The organism is Nocardia vinacea NBRC 16497 (assembly GCF_000308835.1).
Classification (GTDB): domain Bacteria; phylum Actinomycetota; class Actinomycetes; order Mycobacteriales; family Mycobacteriaceae; genus Nocardia; species Nocardia vinacea.
This window is the reverse complement of the sequence record NZ_BAGN01000109.1, coordinates 23953-39849: the sequence shown is the minus strand read 5'-3', so window position 1 is coordinate 39849 and position 15897 is coordinate 23953. Positions and strand designations below refer to the sequence as shown.

Annotated in this window: 10 protein-coding genes and 1 pseudogene; 4 read left to right on the top strand and 7 right to left on the bottom strand. The window is 62.1% G+C overall.

All coding sequences use genetic code 11. From position 1 onward, the window contains the following. Window positions 1–389: 389 nt before the first annotated feature. On the bottom strand, window positions 390–1025 hold the full coding sequence (locus ON44_RS14695; RefSeq protein ID WP_040690267.1) for a TetR/AcrR family transcriptional regulator: 636 nt from the start codon (window positions 1023–1025) through the stop codon (window positions 390–392). Between the two features lie 167 nt (window positions 1026–1192). Between ON44_RS14695 and ON44_RS14690 the strand changes: the two genes are divergently transcribed. Beyond that, a complete protein-coding gene (locus ON44_RS14690; protein WP_245567154.1) occupies window positions 1193–2602 on the top strand; it encodes an NAD(P)/FAD-dependent oxidoreductase in 1410 nt (469 codons plus the stop codon). A 178-nt stretch (window positions 2603–2780) separates the two neighbouring features. Here the strand turns inward: ON44_RS14690 and ON44_RS14685 are convergent, their stop codons facing one another. Together ON44_RS14685 and ON44_RS14675 are read right to left on the bottom strand one after the other, a co-directional pair. Beyond that, entirely contained in the window at window positions 2781–4379 is a 1599-nt protein-coding gene (locus ON44_RS14685; protein WP_157187153.1) for a tannase/feruloyl esterase family alpha/beta hydrolase, read from the bottom strand. A 610-nt stretch (window positions 4380–4989) separates the two neighbouring features. Then, window positions 4990–6213 (bottom strand): ABC transporter substrate-binding protein, encoded by a 1224-nt coding sequence (locus ON44_RS14675; RefSeq protein WP_040690264.1) that lies wholly within the window; start codon window positions 6211–6213, stop codon window positions 4990–4992. A 769-nt stretch (window positions 6214–6982) separates the two neighbouring features. On the opposite strand from ON44_RS14675, the gene ON44_RS14670 reads away from it, so the two are divergent. Next, complete coding sequence (locus ON44_RS14670; RefSeq protein ID WP_040690323.1) at window positions 6983–9721, top strand: branched-chain amino acid ABC transporter permease/ATP-binding protein; 2739 nt, start codon at window positions 6983–6985, stop codon at window positions 9719–9721. After that, complete coding sequence (locus ON44_RS14665) at window positions 9718–10497, top strand: ABC transporter ATP-binding protein (protein WP_051182021.1); 780 nt, start codon at window positions 9718–9720, stop codon at window positions 10495–10497. Before ON44_RS14670 ends, ON44_RS14665 begins: the two co-directional genes overlap by 4 nt. 411 nt (window positions 10498–10908) lie before the next feature. On the opposite strand, the gene ON44_RS14660 is transcribed toward ON44_RS14665, so the two are convergent. Then, window positions 10909–12020, bottom strand: a protein-coding gene (locus ON44_RS14660; RefSeq protein ID WP_085998539.1) for an IS3 family transposase whose coding sequence is annotated in 2 segments (ribosomal slippage) — window positions 10909–11753 and window positions 11753–12020 — 1113 coding nt in all. Because the reading frame shifts where the segments join, the coding sequence is not laid out codon by codon here. A gap of 230 nt (window positions 12021–12250) precedes the next feature. Continuing rightward, window positions 12251–13066 carry a substrate-binding domain-containing protein gene (locus ON44_RS14650; protein ID WP_245567153.1) on the bottom strand — a complete coding sequence of 272 codons (816 nt, stop codon included), beginning with the start codon at window positions 13064–13066 and terminating at the stop codon, window positions 12251–12253. Between the two features lie 42 nt (window positions 13067–13108). Between ON44_RS14650 and ON44_RS51660 the strand changes: the two genes are divergently transcribed. Further along, complete coding sequence (locus tag ON44_RS51660; RefSeq protein WP_174415065.1) at window positions 13109–13426, top strand: flavin reductase family protein; 318 nt, start codon at window positions 13109–13111, stop codon at window positions 13424–13426. On the opposite strand, the pseudogene ON44_RS49435 reads toward ON44_RS51660, so the two are convergent. Both ON44_RS49435 and ON44_RS14640 read right to left on the bottom strand, forming a co-directional pair. Next, window positions 13413–13622, bottom strand: a pseudogene (locus ON44_RS49435) (thiolase family protein); the annotation flags it as partial. The gene ON44_RS51660 and the pseudogene ON44_RS49435 overlap by 14 nt on opposite strands. 534 nt (window positions 13623–14156) lie before the next feature. Further along, a complete protein-coding gene (locus ON44_RS14640; RefSeq protein ID WP_051182018.1) occupies window positions 14157–15701 on the bottom strand; it encodes a tannase/feruloyl esterase family alpha/beta hydrolase in 1545 nt (514 codons plus the stop codon). Window positions 15702–15897 lie beyond the last annotated feature (196 nt).

Here is a 15897-nt window from a genome sequence, read left to right as displayed (position 1 = left end):
ATCGACCACAGGCAGGCCCGCTCATCCTGGGGTTTTCCCCGGGTGGTTGAGAAGTGCTGTCCGGGAACGCGTTCACGGGAGGCGCCTGAATTCCATGTCTCCGGAACGAATTTCTTCGCGTCGTCGTCGTTCATCGGTCCGGGACAGATCGTCGTCGTCCCAGATGCGGTTCAGGTCCGGGCTCAGTCGCAGCACGGCTTTCCGATGGAAGTCGAGCACTGTGCGGTTGTCTTGGTTGACGGTGTGGATCGCCAGCTCACTGGTAACGGTTACCGGCGGTGCCCCGCCGAAGATCTGACCGACGACCAGGTCGTCGAAACCAGTTGATGTTGACGCGTTCGGGATTGATGCCCAGAGTTAACCGATGCGGGGGCGCGCAGTCCGCGAGGTCAAGTCTGCGGCGAGACGCTCAGCCAGATGATGCGACCGAGCGCTCGCGCAAGTTGTTGCGGGTCCAGGGACGGTGCGGTAGCGAAGTAAACGTCGATGGATCGCTCGACCATGCAGGTGAGTGCGAGAGCAGTTGCCGCGGTATCGGCTTGGTCGGGCAGATATCCGGCGTCGCGGTCGGTGTCGAGCCGGTTTCGGACCAGGTCGATGAACCGCCGCAAACGCGCATGCCAGTAGGCCGCGACATCGGAGTCATAGGCCGAGACCTCGATAAGGGCGCGCAGCAGCCGATGATGCTGTTCCGTGGCGTCGATCATCATGCGCATCGCCTCGATAACGCCGGCTTCACCGTCGGCATGGTTGGCCGCCCACCATCGTTCCGCGGTCCGGAACTGATCGTCGGTCGCCAATTCGGCCATGCGGATGAGTAATCGGCTCTTGTCGGGAAAGTAGCGATAGAAGGTCGACCGTGCGATATCGGCCTCGGTGGCAATGCGCTGGACAGCCAGTTCGGTGTACGACGTCCCGTCGGCGAGCAGTCTGTCGACGGCTGCCAGGACGCGGTGCTCTACCGCGTCTCGGCGTTCGTCACGCTCGGCTCGGTCACGTCCGGGTGTACGCGTCAGCGACGCCATGACAACCGCGCTTTCTGCTCAGTCATGCCGACATTGTGCCGCAGACAGTGCCGCAGTCGATCGATGGTCTCGGACGCGAATCCCTTGACAATCGGGTGACGACCACCGGATGCTCATTGCATCGGACATAGTGTCCGAACACATTGACCCACAATGGGAGGCTCAGGGTGCCCATCGAAACCGTGGATGCCGTGGTCGTCGGAACCCGCTGCGCCGGTAGCAGCGTTGCGGCCGCACTGGCGCGAGCGGGACGTCGGGTGGTCGGACTCGACAGCTCGGCATTTCCGTCCGACACGTTGTCGACTCATCTGCTATGGCCTTCAGGTGTCGCCGAATTGGAGAGGTTGGGGGCGCTGGAGCGGGTGCGCGCGATCGGCGCTCCACCGTTGACCACTGCCTACGCTGTCGGTGCCGGTCATGTCGTGCGGGCACCCTTCACGGCCTACCGCGGGGTGGACTTCGGGATGTGTGTGCGTCGCCCGGGGTTGGACGCCGCGCTGGTGGCGACGGCCAGAGAGGCGGGAGCGGAGCTGCGCGAGCGATGCCGTGTCGTCGACCTGGTTCGCGACGGCAATCGTGTAGTCGGCGTTCACTACGTCGATAGGTCCGGCGACGAGCATGAACTACGTGCGCGGATAGTGGTCGGCGCCGATGGCCGGCGCAGCACCGTCGCGCGGCTGGTCGGGGTCGGCGAGCCGTATCGAAGCAAACCCAGTGGTCGCGCCTGCTACTTCGGGTATTGGCACGACGGCCGGGACGAATGGCGCGACGTCGCCGCACAGTGGCGCAGTGGTACCTCGCTGGGCACGGCGTTTCCTTGTGACGGGGGTTTGTTATTGTGCCTGATCCAGCCTGCGGCGCAGGAACCCCGGCACGTCGTAGGGCGTGCGGATGCCGCTTACCAGGAGATGATCGCCGATATTCCAGGATTGTCCGAGCGGCTGCGCGGGTGCACGATGGCTGGGCGAGTTCGGTCGGCGGTCGGCATCACTTCGTATTTCCGGCGCTCGAGCGGACCGGGGTGGGCTCTGCCCGGCGATGCTGGGCATTTCAAGGATCCGGTTACCGCACAAGGCATTCGTGATGCTCTGCGGTACGGCCGGTTGCTCGGTGAAATAATCGCTCCCGTGCTCGAGGACTCAGCGGCCTTAGACGTGGCGCTGCGGGGCTGGGAGCGTCGGCGTGAACTCGACTGTCTCGATATGTATCAGTGGACGAATCGGCTCGCTCGTGGCGAAGGGATGACAGCTTTGGAGGTCGAGTTGTATCGGGCCGCCGCCTCGGATCCGGATCTGGCGCGTGCGGTGGTGGAGGTGATGTCGCGCGTTCGCGCACCACATTCTGTGATGGACCTGAGTACCAGGGCTCGACTGGCCGCGGCCGCGATGCTGCGGGGCACCGGGGGGCGGGTGGCGGCTGGTCGCGATGTAGCGCGCGACATCGGTGACACCTTCGATGAGTGGCATGAACGTCAGTCGGTGCGTTTGGATGGCATCCTGCGAGTCCAGGCGTCGGCAGTGGGGTACCGACCCAGCCGGTCATCGGCAACTCCCGTGCCCAGTCACATCTTGTATTAGATTCCGCCGCAGAGTCTTTCGCTCCTTTGCGCCCGGGTCGTGAATGCCGCGCCACGCGTCCAGGTCGACGACCCGGTAGCACAGGAGGAAAAGCTCGGACTGCACTGGCGAGCATGTGTTCACATACCCTGCCGAGCTGAGTGGTGGGCAATTTCAGAAGTGTTCGGCGGAGCCTATTTCACTTGCTCGGATGTAGTGCGTATGCGTCGACTTGTCGTGTGCCGTCGATGGCGATTTTGTCCTCGGCGTAGTGCAGCAGGTCGAGGCTTTCGGGTGCGATGTCGTTTTCCACCCAGTTCATCAGTGCCACCATCCCGGTTGCCAGATCGAGTCCGAAATTCTGCTCGAGTCGGAAGCTGTGTCCGTCGCCGGGGCAGAGGAAGAATCGTGCGAAGTTACTTGTGCCGGCGACTCCGCCCATATGGTCGAGTACACGATCGAAGTAGTGAACTGTTCCTTGGGAGAAGATCACTTGGTCGTCCGCACCGTGCGTGAGGAGCAGCTTGGCACCGCCGTCACGCAGACCAATAAGGTCGGGGTCGTCGATGGCCGTATCCGCGAACTCCTCGACTCCTTTTTTGAACAGACGGGCGAACTCTTCGAACGTCAGAGTTGTCCAGTCCCACTGCGGGTCACGAAGCATCCAGGTGCCAAACCACGCCAGAGCACCCAAGAACGGGTCGGGTTTGCGCTGTCCGTTGTCGTCTTCGACCGTGACGCACAGTCCGACACCGGGCATCATCTCGCCCCAGGTTTCTGCGCCGGGGCGTAGTCCGAACCAGAGCTGCTCGCCGGAGGGCGTTTTCGGTCCCTCCCAGATCATGTTCATGACCGCGGCGTCGGTTTCGGTGATGTCCCCGGCAGAAGTTGACTGTCCGACCAGTCGCTTCGCGTCGAAGGTCGGCGGTTCGACGCTGGTAATGAAAGGTTCTGATGTTCCATTGCGCTGGTTGAAATCCTCGACCGCCGCGGTCCGGAATGCTTCGAGTTTCGCTGGTGCAAGGGCGTTGTCGAGTTCTTTCATTACCAGAGCCGGCCACAGCTCTGCGGGGATGAAGCGAGGCCAATTGATCGCCGGGTCAGCTGCCCATACTCCGTCGTAGTCGTTCGGATACCGCTGAACTTGCGTGAGTGCTTGCCGGCCACCGCCGGAGCTGCCTTGAAAATAGGAGAAGCGGGGTGTGGTTCCGTGGATCGCTGTGGTGACGGCCTTGCCGATCAGTGTCATCTCGTGGGTGCTGCGGTGAATCCAGTTCTCGATCAGCTCACCATCGAGTTCTCCGGTTTCCTCGATGAGCTGCCAATCCCATAGGCGTGGGTCGCCTCCGACCCCGCCATCTGTACCTGCCGCCGCGAAGCCGTTACGTACAGCGTTCGGCAACGTTGTGTTTCGTACGTCGTCACCCGGTATGAATCCGAAAGTGGTCCGATTACCCCCGCCCCCGGTTCCGAGGAACCGGCCGTTCCACACCAAGGGAACCCACACCCGGACCTCAGCGATATGACCGCCGGGGCTGGCCTGATGAACGAGCACTTCGCAGTAGTCAGGGAGATTTTCCTCCACATAAACTGGGAATCCGAATACGCTTGGAGGAGTATGGAATTGACCGGTCCGGTTGATGGTGACCGACTCGATCGATACACCTTCCAGATCGGCAACGGCCGCGCTGATGGCATGCTTCGTGCACTGCTCCACAACCTGCGGGTCGGGGTCGCTCGGTGGCATCGTGACCCACTGATGCCGTGCAACGCGCTCTACTTTTTCAGTCGATTGCACTAGTTGGCCCTTCATTAGATATTTTGGAGACGTTTTCGTTGGACGGATGCCCGTTCTATCGCTGCATTGTTCGGCGCCCTCTCGGCGCTTTATCGATGTTGCTGCGCGTCCCGGGCTGATGCCTTGCCACGAATTCCGTTGCCTTGGTGATGCATTGGACTGCGACCGAGTGCGTCGGCACTGTTGTATCGGTGTGACTGCGGAATACGATGGCGGTGCGGTAACTCCTGGACCTCTGGAGGCATTGGCGCTCTATTGTCTGATGGCGACCGTGTCAGCAATTGCAGCGTATGGCCGTTCGGGCGTTGAGCACACCCCGCAAACCGTGAGCCGTTGTCCGCCAGATGGCGGTTGACAACCGATCGTACTTTCGAACGGCGACCGCTCAGAGTCGACGAGCGCAGATGATCGATCGGCTCCATGGTTGGACTCCGTGTCTGACTGGGCGTGGTCGGGCTGGACTACTTGCTCTGTGGGCGGACGCCGATTAGTTGGCAGTGGATTCGTCGGCGGTGCGACCGGCCTGAGCCGGTCGCACCGCCATGCACCCTGGAGTTGAATCGGGCGGTCGTGAGTGTCGGCGCGACACTCACGACAGGCATCTCATCGGTTAACCACCGGCGGCTTTGACCGCTGCACTTTCGACGGGGGCGATCGCGGCGGCGGGGGCGCAGGTGGAGGATGTTCCGTTGGGTGCTGTGTAATTCCCCCCGGACACCTTCCAGACGAAATAGCAGTTGACAGTCGAGGTTTGACCTTTGGTGAAGGTCACCGGCGGTACTAGCCCGCCGAGTGTCTCGTCTTTGACGCTGTACAAGGCGTTCTGCAGGGATTCCGGCGTAATTTCGGTGCTGATTGTTGGGACGACGGTGGCGATAAGCTGCGCGGCCGCCCAGACGAAGGTCCCTGTCGAGCTGGACTCGACAAGGCTTGGAGCGTACTTGCCCAGCGCATCGCGGTAGGCTTTCTGGCCTGGCACCGATGTGTCGAAAAAGGGTGCGACGCCGTCGATTACGGGACTACCGTCGTACGCGGCGTCGGTCTTCCATGCGGGCACCGCTACCGGACCGCTCAATAATTGGGGTATGCGTACGCCCTGTTGGAAGCATTGGTCGGTGATCTTCTGTGCTGTCGCGGTAGCGAATCCGAGAAAATAGGAATTGGCACCGGAGTCGCGCAACTGCTGACAGAACACAGTATAGTCCGCAGCCGAGGAAGAGAGTTTGACTGCGGTTGCCAGTGTCAGCCCGAGCCCGTCGCCGAATGTTTGCATCATCGCAACGATTTGTCCGCCCTCCGCGGACTCCGCTGCGTACGCAATGCCGATCTTGTCGCCCAATTTCCTGGCTTCGGCTGCGGCGCCGTAAGCGAGTGCAATCGGCGACGTGACGATGGAGAAGACGTTAGGGCTCAGCAGGCTGCCGAGACTCGAGAATGCGGCGATGACCGGAACTGACTTGGCGGCGGCGAGACGGACCCAGGTCGTGTCGCTGGGATCGAAGTCGAGGATGGCTGTGACGTGTTCCTTGTTGATGAGTTCTTGTACTGCGGTTACGCCGGCTCCGGTCGTCATGCCGACGTCCTTGGTGATGACGCGAACCTTATGCCCATTCAGTCCGCCGGCCGCATTGACCGACTCGGCCCACGCGTCGATGACTTGTGGAACAAAACCCGAGGTGGATGCGAATGCGCCCGAGTATGCGCCGATATTGCCGATGACGATCTCACCAGGTGATCCTCCGCCGCTCGAGGACGAGCTGCCGCAAGCGGCGGCCGACAACGCGAGTGCGCACGTTGCGACGATCGTGGAAAACCGGTGATTAGGGAACTTCATAGTTCGCCTCCTGCAAATGATTTGGATGATCGACCGGCGCGCGACGGGTCTAGAAAGGTACCCAGAAGGGATGCTTACTCTTCAGATGGTTGACGTATCGACACGCAAATGTCGCATAATAGTGCAATGTGATCTGAGTTACGTCAAGGCCTGATCTGGATTGGCTGCGGCCAATCGAGGCGGACGCGTCGTCATGGCGGGGGCCCGTCTGCGGCTTGATGCAGATGTGGTTCCGGTTCGTCAGGCGAGTTGGTAGCGGCGCCTTGTGGCAGTCGCCGAGTGGGTGTCGATGGCTGGCATCGGCGATCGCGTATGTCGGAGGGGTTGTGATCCGCAGGTGCGCTGGTGAAGGCGGGGGGTGTCACGTCCTCGTGGCGCCCATCGTCCCTGCGAAGAGCATCTCGACGTGTACGACTGAGTGCATCGTGCCGGGACGTCCCACTGCTCGACGTGCTTCGCTGTCGGCGGCCCCGTGATGTCGGAACCGAATCTCCGGGTGTTGACCGAAAACTGGGCCAAGTCTTGACGTACTGCACACTTTGGCCCACCATTGGTGCGTCAATAATCTGACGTTTCGCTGCTATGTCGAAGAATGATTCGATAGGTCTCGTGGACGTCGCGGCGCAGTGTGATGCCGCATTCTGCGATCGCACATGCAATCCCAAGCGAATCGGCTCTTCCGCCGATCCGCCGGTCCAACAGGGACAGGCAGGACAGATATGCAAGGTCACCCGACCCTCCAACAACCACGTCAGGACGGGTGAGGCTGGTGCTGCCCTTCATCGTTGCGGGGCTGACAACCGGCTCGATCTTCGCGCTTGCCGGAGTCGGACTCGTTCTCACCTATAAGACGTCGGGAATCTTCAATTTCGGACACGGCGCACTGGCCAGTGCTTCGGCATTCCTTTTCTATTTTCTGCACGATCAGCACGATCTGCCATGGCCGGTCGCCGCCGGGATCTGCATTGTGCTCGGCGGCCCATTGGTCGGGCTGCTGCTGGAGTGGATTGCTCGACACTTGGCGATGGTGAGCCTCTCGATGAAGGTTCTGGCCACCGTTGGGGTGCTGCTATTCGTTCAAGGCGGACTGGAGCTGCTGTTTCCGCCGGGACCCAGTCGTCAGGTTCGTCAATTCCTGCCGACGGCCGGGGTGCATTTGGGTGATACCGCAATAGCGGGATACCAGTTGATCATCTTCGGTATCGGCGTGTCATGCGTCGTAGCACTCACGGCCTTTTTGCGGTACAGCAGGACCGGGCTGGCCATGCGAGCGGTCGTCGACAATGCCGAACTGCTCGACGTGATGGGTATACCACCCGTACGCATCCGGCGGCTGGCTTGGGCGATCGGCTCGACGATGGCCGCCGCCTCCGGTGTGCTGCTGGCTCCGCTGCTGCCATTGGATGCCACCACGATGACGTTCCTGGTTGTGACAGCCTTCGGCGCGGCGGCCGTTGGTGCGTTCACCAACCTGCCCGTGACCTACCTGGGAGGGTTGGGCATCGGCGTCGGCCAGGCGCTGTTGCAGAAGTATTTTGTCGCCTCGACTGGGCTGGCGGGCGGTCTGTCCAGCAGCCTGCCGTTCCTGATCCTGTTCGGGCTCTTGCTGGTTGCTCCTCGGCTGCGCAGACCGAGTATCAGCGGTCATCCGCACATGGCTGCTCGCTCGTCGTGGCGCGCGCCGTGGACAGTCAGGACGGGAGGGACGGTCGCATTGTTGGCGGCGTTGGTCGCCGTGCCGCAATTCGCCGGGTTCCACATGGTGGAATGGACGAGGTTCCTTGCCTATGTTGTGCTGTTCCTGTCACTGGGTCTATTGGTGCGGATGTCGGGGCAGGTGTCGCTGGCTCACGTCAGTTTCATGGCCATCGGCGTCGCCGCCTTTTCGCATATTGCGGTCGATCGCGACTGGCCCTGGTTTGTCGCGCTGCTCGCTGCCGCATCGATCGCCGCACCCATCGGAGCGGTACTCGCGATTCCCGCGATTCGCTTTCCAGGGCTCTACCTGGCACTGGCCACTCTCGGATTCGGAATTCTGCTCCAGCAGATGTTCTATACACAGCCTTATATGTTCGGAACTCTGGGTTTCGGTCTGTCCATTCCACGGCCGCATCTGAGCTGGATCGATATCGACAGCGATCGCGGCTACTACTACTTTGTCCTGGCAGTCACGGTCGTCATCGCCGCCATAGTCGTTGTTCTGACGCGAAGCCGTTTGGGCCGGCTTCTGCGGGCGATGGCCGACAGTTCGACGGGACTGGCTGCCACGGGCGCTTCGATCAACGTCAGCCGGGTACTGGTGTTCTGCTTATCCGCGTCGCTGGCTGCGGTGGCTGGAGTCCTTGACGGTGCGGCAATCGGCATTGTCGGCGGAGACGGATACCAGCCGATGTTGTCACTGCTGCTGTTCGCATTGATTCTGCTGACTGTTGGGCCGCCGTTGTGGTATTCGGTGCTCGCTGCCGCAGGTCAAGTGGTTGTGCCGGCTTATATCTCCACCGGACCGACTGTCGGTTACGCGTTCACGGCACTCTTCGGTGTCGGCGCGGTGCTGCTCAGCATTGCGCCCGAGAACGTCCGTCAGCTCCCGCTGACCATTCGACAGCTCATCGACCGACTGGGGCCCGCTGCGAAGACTCCGAGTAGCGCGTCACCCGTGGGCATACCGCACCGATCAAATGCGGACCCAGCGTCCGTGAATGGACGAGGATCTGGGCTCGCCGTGGAGAAGTTGATCGTGCGATATGGCGGGGTAGTGGCTGTGGACCAAGTCGACCTCATCGCTCCACCCGGAAAGATCACGGGTTTGATCGGCCCGAACGGTGCTGGCAAGTCCACTGTGTTCAACGCCTGCTCCGGGTTGCTGGATCCTGATGGCGGCGAAATTCTGCTCGATAACCGCCGTATTCGCCGGTTGGGGCCACCGGCCCGGGCGCGCCGCGGCATCGGGCGAACGTTCCAGCACATGGAACTATTCGACTCCCTGACCACTCGTCAGAATCTGGAGATGGGTTGCGAAGGAGCGTTCGCGGGGTGGAACCCGGCCAACCATTTGGTGAGCCGACCTGGGCAGCAGGCATTGGTCCGCAGCCGTGGCGATCATGCGCTCGAGCTGTGCGGATTGGCTGACGTCGCCGACGATCGCGTCGGTACGCTGTCGACTGGCCAGCGACGGCTGGTCGAGTTGGCACGATGTGTCGCGGGCTCCTATGAGGTGCTGTTGCTCGATGAGCCTTCCTCGGGTCTGGACAGAATCGAAACCGAGCGTTTCGGTGCCATCCTCAAACGCATAGTCCGCGAGCAGCGGGTCGGCATTCTGCTCATCGAGCACGACATGGCATTGGTGAATAGCTTGTGCGATTACGTCTATGTCATCGACTTCGGTAAACCCATCTTCGAGGGGACCGTGCGCGAGACCCAGTTGTCGCCGATCGTACGAAAGGCTTACCTGGGCGAGGACGACTTGCCCGAGGTTCGTAGTCTCGAGCTGGGAGGGCAGCCGGCATGACCAATCGACCACTGGCGCAACGAGATACGCTTCATGGCGACGTATCGTCGAACGCGGTACTGGAGCTGAGCAATGTGAGCGCCGGCTACGGTTCGACCACAATCCTTCGCAATGTCTCGTTCAGTATCCCGCCTGGGCAGGTAGTTGCTTTGCTCGGATCGAATGGAGCGGGAAAAACAACGACACTGCGAACCGCCGCAGGAGTGCTGCGCCCTACGGTGGGCGCCGTCAGACTCGAAGGTGTCGACGTAACCGACGACGCACCGTATCGGCGAGCCGCCCAGGGGGTTTGCCTCATACCAGAAGGCCGCGGCGTTTTCCGAAGCCTCACTGTCCGCGAGAATCTTCGTCTTCAACTCGGCGAGGGGCGCTCGAACCTTGCCGAGGCGTTCGAGCGCGCATTTGCTGTCTTCCCCGCGCTGTCCTCACGGATGAACGATATTGCCGGGCGCTTGTCGGGTGGGCAACAGCAGATGCTGGCGCTGGCCCGCGCCTATGTCGGTGAGCCAAAGGTAATTTTGCTCGACGAGGTGTCGATGGGCCTTGCGCCCCGAATCGTCGATGAGATCTTCGCGGCCCTTCACGAACTCGCCGAGCGGGGTATCGCCATGCTCCTTGTCGAACAGTATGTGACCAGGGCAATGGAGATGGCGGATGCGGTGGTGCTGCTGAACAAAGGTGTGGTGACCTACGACGGCCCGCCTGGGGAACTCGACGAGGAAGAGGTGCTGCGGGGTTATCTCGGTGGTGATTTCACTATGGGGCCGGGGGATTGAGGCCTATAGGCGGTGCGTTCCCAAGGAATATCTGGCGAGGACCACGTGGGTTGGCTAACCGTCGGGGAGATGTCCGTCGGTATTGATTCAGAGGCGAGCAGAGGTGCTGACATGCGGTTGACATAGGTTCGCAACGTTTCGCGGTCGGCGCAAGAAAGCGCACCGGTGCCAACTTTTTCTCGGAGGAAGCTGATGCCGGTAATGATCGCGGCGGTTAGTTCGGCGCGCAGCGCGGCGTCGGGACCGTCTAGTCGGGCCATCTCCGCCGGAATTTGTGCGCTCGCCATCATCGCCGCCTTCGCCGTTCCATACCGCCACCGGACAGCGAATACCGACACCATAGAACCGGCTGAGCTGCGGAAACCTGATTGACGGGACCCCAGGGATCGGTCCACCGGTGGTGAGAGTCGGTTATCGGTGGATGCAGGCAGCAGCGTAGTCCGCCGGGGCGCGGTAGCCCAGTGCGGAATGTCTTCGGCGGTGGTTGTATTCATCCTTCCAATCGCTGATCACAACTCGAGCCTGGGTGAGCGACCAGAAGCTGTTGATGTTCAAGCATTCATCGCGTAACCGGCCGTTGAACGATTCGATGTAGCCGTTGCGCCAGGGCTGACCGGGCGGGATGAACGCCAGCCCGATGCGTTCTCCTGCCCAATCCCGCATCGCCGCGCACGCCAGTTCGGGGCCGTTGTCGCAGCGCAGCACGTCTGGGTAGCCGCGGGCGGTGGCCAGGCGGTCGAGCTCGTCGATGAGCCGATCGGCGGTGATCGATCGTTCCACCAGGCCGCCGAGGCATTCTCGGGTGTGCTCGTCGACGATCGAGACGATCTTGACCGGGCGGCCGTCGTCGGTGGCATCGAACTGAAAGTCCACCGCCCACACCCGATTCGGTGCGTCCGCGGTCACCGCGGTGACCGTCGAGGTCCCGATGCGTTTGCGGCGGCGCCGCACCGGAACCCGCAGGCCCTCCTCACGCCAGAGCCGTTGGACCTTCTTGTGATTGACCGTCCAGCCTTCGCCGCGCGCGTCATGGTAAGCGCGTCGGAATCCCTGCCGGGGATGCCGGCGCGCCCAGTCCCGCAACCAGGCGCGAAGCGCCGCATCCGGATCCACCGATGACTGCGCAGAGACGCTGCGCCGCTGGGTACTTCGATGCTGCCCGGTGACCCGGCATGCGAACCGCTCGCTCACCTCGAGAACACGCATCAGGTGTGCCACGGCCGCCCGTCGGCGTTCCGGGTCTAGAAGTTTCCCTTCGCGATCTCCTTCAAGGCGGCCTTCTCCAGCTCCGCTTCCGCGAGAAGCCTTTTGAGGGTGGCGTTTTCGCGTTCGAGGTCCTTTAGTTTCTTGGCGTCATCGGCCTTCAACCCGCCGAACTGGTTGCGCCACCGATAGTAGGTGGCTTCGGTGATCTGCAACGTCCGGCACACATCGGCGACGTCCTTGCCCTCACCAAGCAGCCGATCGGCCTCGGTCAGCTTGCGCACCACCTGCTCCGGGGTGTGCCTCTTCCTGGTGGTCATCGGTATCGAGCCTTCCCGCCCACAGCGTGGGCAACAAGACTCTCACATCAGCCGGACCGAACCAGCGGGGTCACGTCATGATTGCTTCTAATACAGAACTCGAACGAGAGGTGGCATGAACAATGGCTCCGACATTCAGCGAAATCGGCTGGTTGTTCAGCCAATACACGAAGTTGCGCGGTCTCGATGGCAAAATACATCCCCATCGAGTCGAGTCGAAGTCGGCGAATTCAGATGGATAGTGGCCACCCTGTAGTAGCGCGGGCCACGGAGGTGGGCTGCACCATCACCGACGACACCGGCAGCCGGTGCACCATGGCGAGCATCGTCTCGGCAGCGCGCATACCCATCTCCCGAATCGGGCAGCCGACGGTCGACAGCGGCACAGTCAACTCGCGGCTGATCGGAATGTCGTTGTAGCCCAAGACCGATACCTCACGTCCCGGGGTGAGCCCGCGCTCGCGCAGCACACCCATCGCGCAGTCGTCGTTCGTCGCGAAGATCGCGGTGGGGGCGTCGGGACGGTCCAGTAGCCACTGCGCTCCGCGGCGACCAGCCGCGACATCGAAGCCTTCTTCGTAGATTCGTTCCGATGGCAGCACCACCCCGCCGGCGGCCAGCGCGGCCCGGAATCCGTCGAGTCGATCGGCGGCGGTGCTGGCATACAGGGGACCGCAGACCAGCCCGATCCGCTGATGTCCCAGCGCGACAAGATGTTCCCCGGCGATTCGGCCACCTGCAACATCGTCGATCGTGACCGACTCCGCGTCCGGGCTTCGACGACTCAGCAGCACGATGTCCGCTCCGTGTTCACGCATGCGGGCGATATTGTCGTTGTCGAGACGGGCATCGCCGATGATGAGCCCGTCCACGGCGCGACCGAGCAGCAGCGATACGAGGCGCCGCTGCTCCTCCGGGTCGTCGTGGGTGTTGGAGACGAACGTGGCGTAGCCAGCCCGGTTGGCGGTCTCCTCGAGCGCGTCGTACACCGTTGCGAGCACGGTGTCGGTCAGGCGCGGCACCAGCACGTGCAATCGGTTGCGCAAGCTATTGCGATGTTGCCGATCGCGACGAAAGGTTTTGGCACAGTGGATGTTTCAGCAGCGACGCGGGCTGACGATGGTCGCGCCTATGCGATCGCCGATCTCGACGACGCCCAGGTGTACACACTGTTGTCGGCCGCCGTGCAACCTCGTCCTATCGCCTGGGTCGCAACAGTGGACCGAGACGGGCTGCGCAACCTGGCCCCCTTCAGCTTCTTCAACGTCGCCTCACGAAAACCGCCGACACTGATGCTGTCCATCGGCGAGCGCATCGGATTACCGCAGGGCGGTGAGGCGGTCGATATCGATCAGGTCCGAAGAGCGGGAGCAGGTCACGGTCTGACCTCGCCGCGCCGAAATTGATGGCCTGCTGGGAGGATCCGCACTGACGGTCGATCGTCACCCCTGGAACTTCCTCCGGGTAACCCTCGGTCAGCCAGGCGGTGCGGCCGATATGGCCCGCCTGCGGGCCGATGTTGTTGACACAGCCGACGATCACATCGTCGACAACGGCGGGGCTGATCGTGGTGCGGTCCAGTAGATTGCGCAGCGCGGCGGCACGTCCGAGTCCAGGGAACTATGGTAGGTGCTGCTGAACTGCCCGGTGCCTACCGGTTCGGCGTCGAAGCCACGCGCTTTCGCGCCGAGCACGTCTGCCAGTCAGGTGCTGGTGAGGTCATCGATGGTGCGTACAAGGGGCGGCCTTGTCATGTGGGCGCATCGCCCGTGGTCTTGATGCGGGAGGCGTTGGCGGAGAACAGTTTACGCGATCGCGCGAATGCCGCGCTGCGCGGTTTGTTGCGACCACGTCGATGCAGTTGGTCACGACGCGTGATATCGCCGTAACGACCCCGTCCTGCTTCGACTCGATGACAGCGCGCTGGCGGGAACGGTTAGTTCAGCTGCCGCTCGACTGGAGCGGAGGGACGTCTCGCCGTGACGGGCGATCAGCTCGTGGCTGGTGGCACCGACACCATTGCTGACATGGTCCGTCGGCGCGAGGTGCGAACCTGACCGCGGTGCGACGCGGGCGATGGATCGGTGGGTCGGCACGAGACCGGCGAGCGCTATTGCCGCGCTCGCCGGGACGGCATCAATCGCGCGGTGTTCCGTAGGCGCTGACGCGGCGTGTGCCGTCGACAGTGACTTTGTCTTGCGCGAGGTGCACGAGGTCGAGGTGGTCTGGTGCGATGCCGTTTTCCACCCAGTTCATCAGTGTGACCATCCCGGTCGCCAGATCGAGGCCGAAGTTCTTCTCGATTCGGGCGCTGTGCCCGTCTCCGAGGCAGAAGAAGAACCGTGCGAAGTTACGCGTGCCGGCGAAGCCGCCCATGCGGTCGAGTACGCGATCGAAGTAGTGAACTGTGCCTTGGGAGAAGATCACCTGGTCGTCGGTACCGTGGGTGAGGAGTAGTTTGTTTCCGCTGTCGCGGAGCCCGGTCAGGTCCGGGTCGTCGACGGCCACCTCCGCGAATTCCTCGACCCCCTTTTTGAACAGGAGGGCGTACTCCTCGAAGGTCAGAGTTGTCCAGTCCCACTGCGGATCACGCAGCAGCCAGGTGGCGAACCACGACGTAACGACGAAAAACGGATCTGGCTTCCGGCGGCCGTCCTCATCTTCGGTTGTGACGCACAGTCCGACACCGGGGGTGACCTCGCCCCAGGTTTCGGCGCCCGGGCGCAGTCCGAACCAGAGTTGCTCGCCGGAGGGGGTTTTTGGTCCTTCCCAGATCATGTTCATGACCGTGGCGTCGGCTTCGGTGATGTCCCCAGCGTCGGTCGCCTGTCCGACGATTCGTTTCGCGTCGAAGACGGGTGGTTCGATGCTGGTGGTGAAGGGTTCCGAGGTGCCGTTGCGATGGTTGAAGTCTTCGACGGCCGCGGTGCGGAATGCCTCGAGTTTCGCTGGCGGCAGGGCGTTGTCGAGTTCCTTCATCACCAGGGCGGGCCAAAGTTCGGCGGGGATGAAGCGGTTGTAGTTGATTGCGGGATCTGTCGCCCAGACGCCGTCGTAGTCGTTCGGATACCGTTGGACTTGGGCGAGTGCTTGCCGCCCGCCGCCGGAGCTGCCTTGAAAGTAGGAGAAGCGCGGTTCCGTTCCGTGGATTGCGGCGGTAACTGCTTTGCCGATGATTGTCATCTCGTGGGTGCTGCGGTGCACCCAATTCTCGATCAGTTCGCGATCGTGTTCTCTGGTTTCCTCGATGAACTGCCAGTCGGCCAAGCGCGGGTCGTGCCCGTAGCCGCCGTCGGTACTCGCGGACGCGAAACCATTGCGAAGACCACTTGATATTGCCGCATTCCGTAGTTGGTCACCTTCAACGAATCCGAAAGTGGTCCGGTTACCGCCGCCCCCGGTTCCGAGGAATCGGCCGTTCCATACCAGGGGTACCCACACCAGGACCTCTGCGATGTGATCGCCGGGGTTGGCTTGGTGGACGAGCACTTCGCAGTAGTCGGGGAGGTTTTCTTCCACGTATTGCGGAAATCCGAATGGGCTTGGGGGAACATGGTATTGGCCGGTCCGGTTGATGGTCACCGACTCGATCGATACACCTTCCAGATCGGCGACGGCGGCGCTGATGGCGTGCTTTGTGCACCGCTGCAGAACCTGCGGATCGGGCTCATTAGGCGGCATCGTGACCCACTGATGTGATGAGACACGTTCAATTCGCTCGGTCGCTTGCATTGATGAACCTTTCGTCTGACATTCTGGAAGTTAGGTTTGAAACTTATTGAATAATTGAAGGCTATGGAGATCTATTAGGCTGACCTTGATCTGTCAACTAATGCAGCGTAGGCTGCATAAGAATTCATTGCATCCGCCAACCGTT

What these genes read in the sequence shown, in the direction of transcription:
- ON44_RS14695 (WP_040690267.1), bottom strand. Translation starts at nt 1,025, where the DNA reads ATGGCGTCGCTGACGCGTACACCCGGACGTGACCGAGCCGAGCGTGAC.
- ON44_RS14675 (WP_040690264.1), bottom strand. Translation starts at nt 6,213, where the DNA reads ATGAAGTTCCCTAATCACCGGTTTTCCACGATCGTCGCAACGTGCGCA.
- ON44_RS14665 (WP_051182021.1), top strand. Translation starts at nt 9,718, where the DNA reads ATGACCAATCGACCACTGGCGCAACGAGATACGCTTCATGGCGACGTA.
- ON44_RS14640 (WP_051182018.1), bottom strand. Translation starts at nt 15,701, where the DNA reads ATGCCGCCTAATGAGCCCGATCCGCAGGTTCTGCAGCGGTGCACAAAG.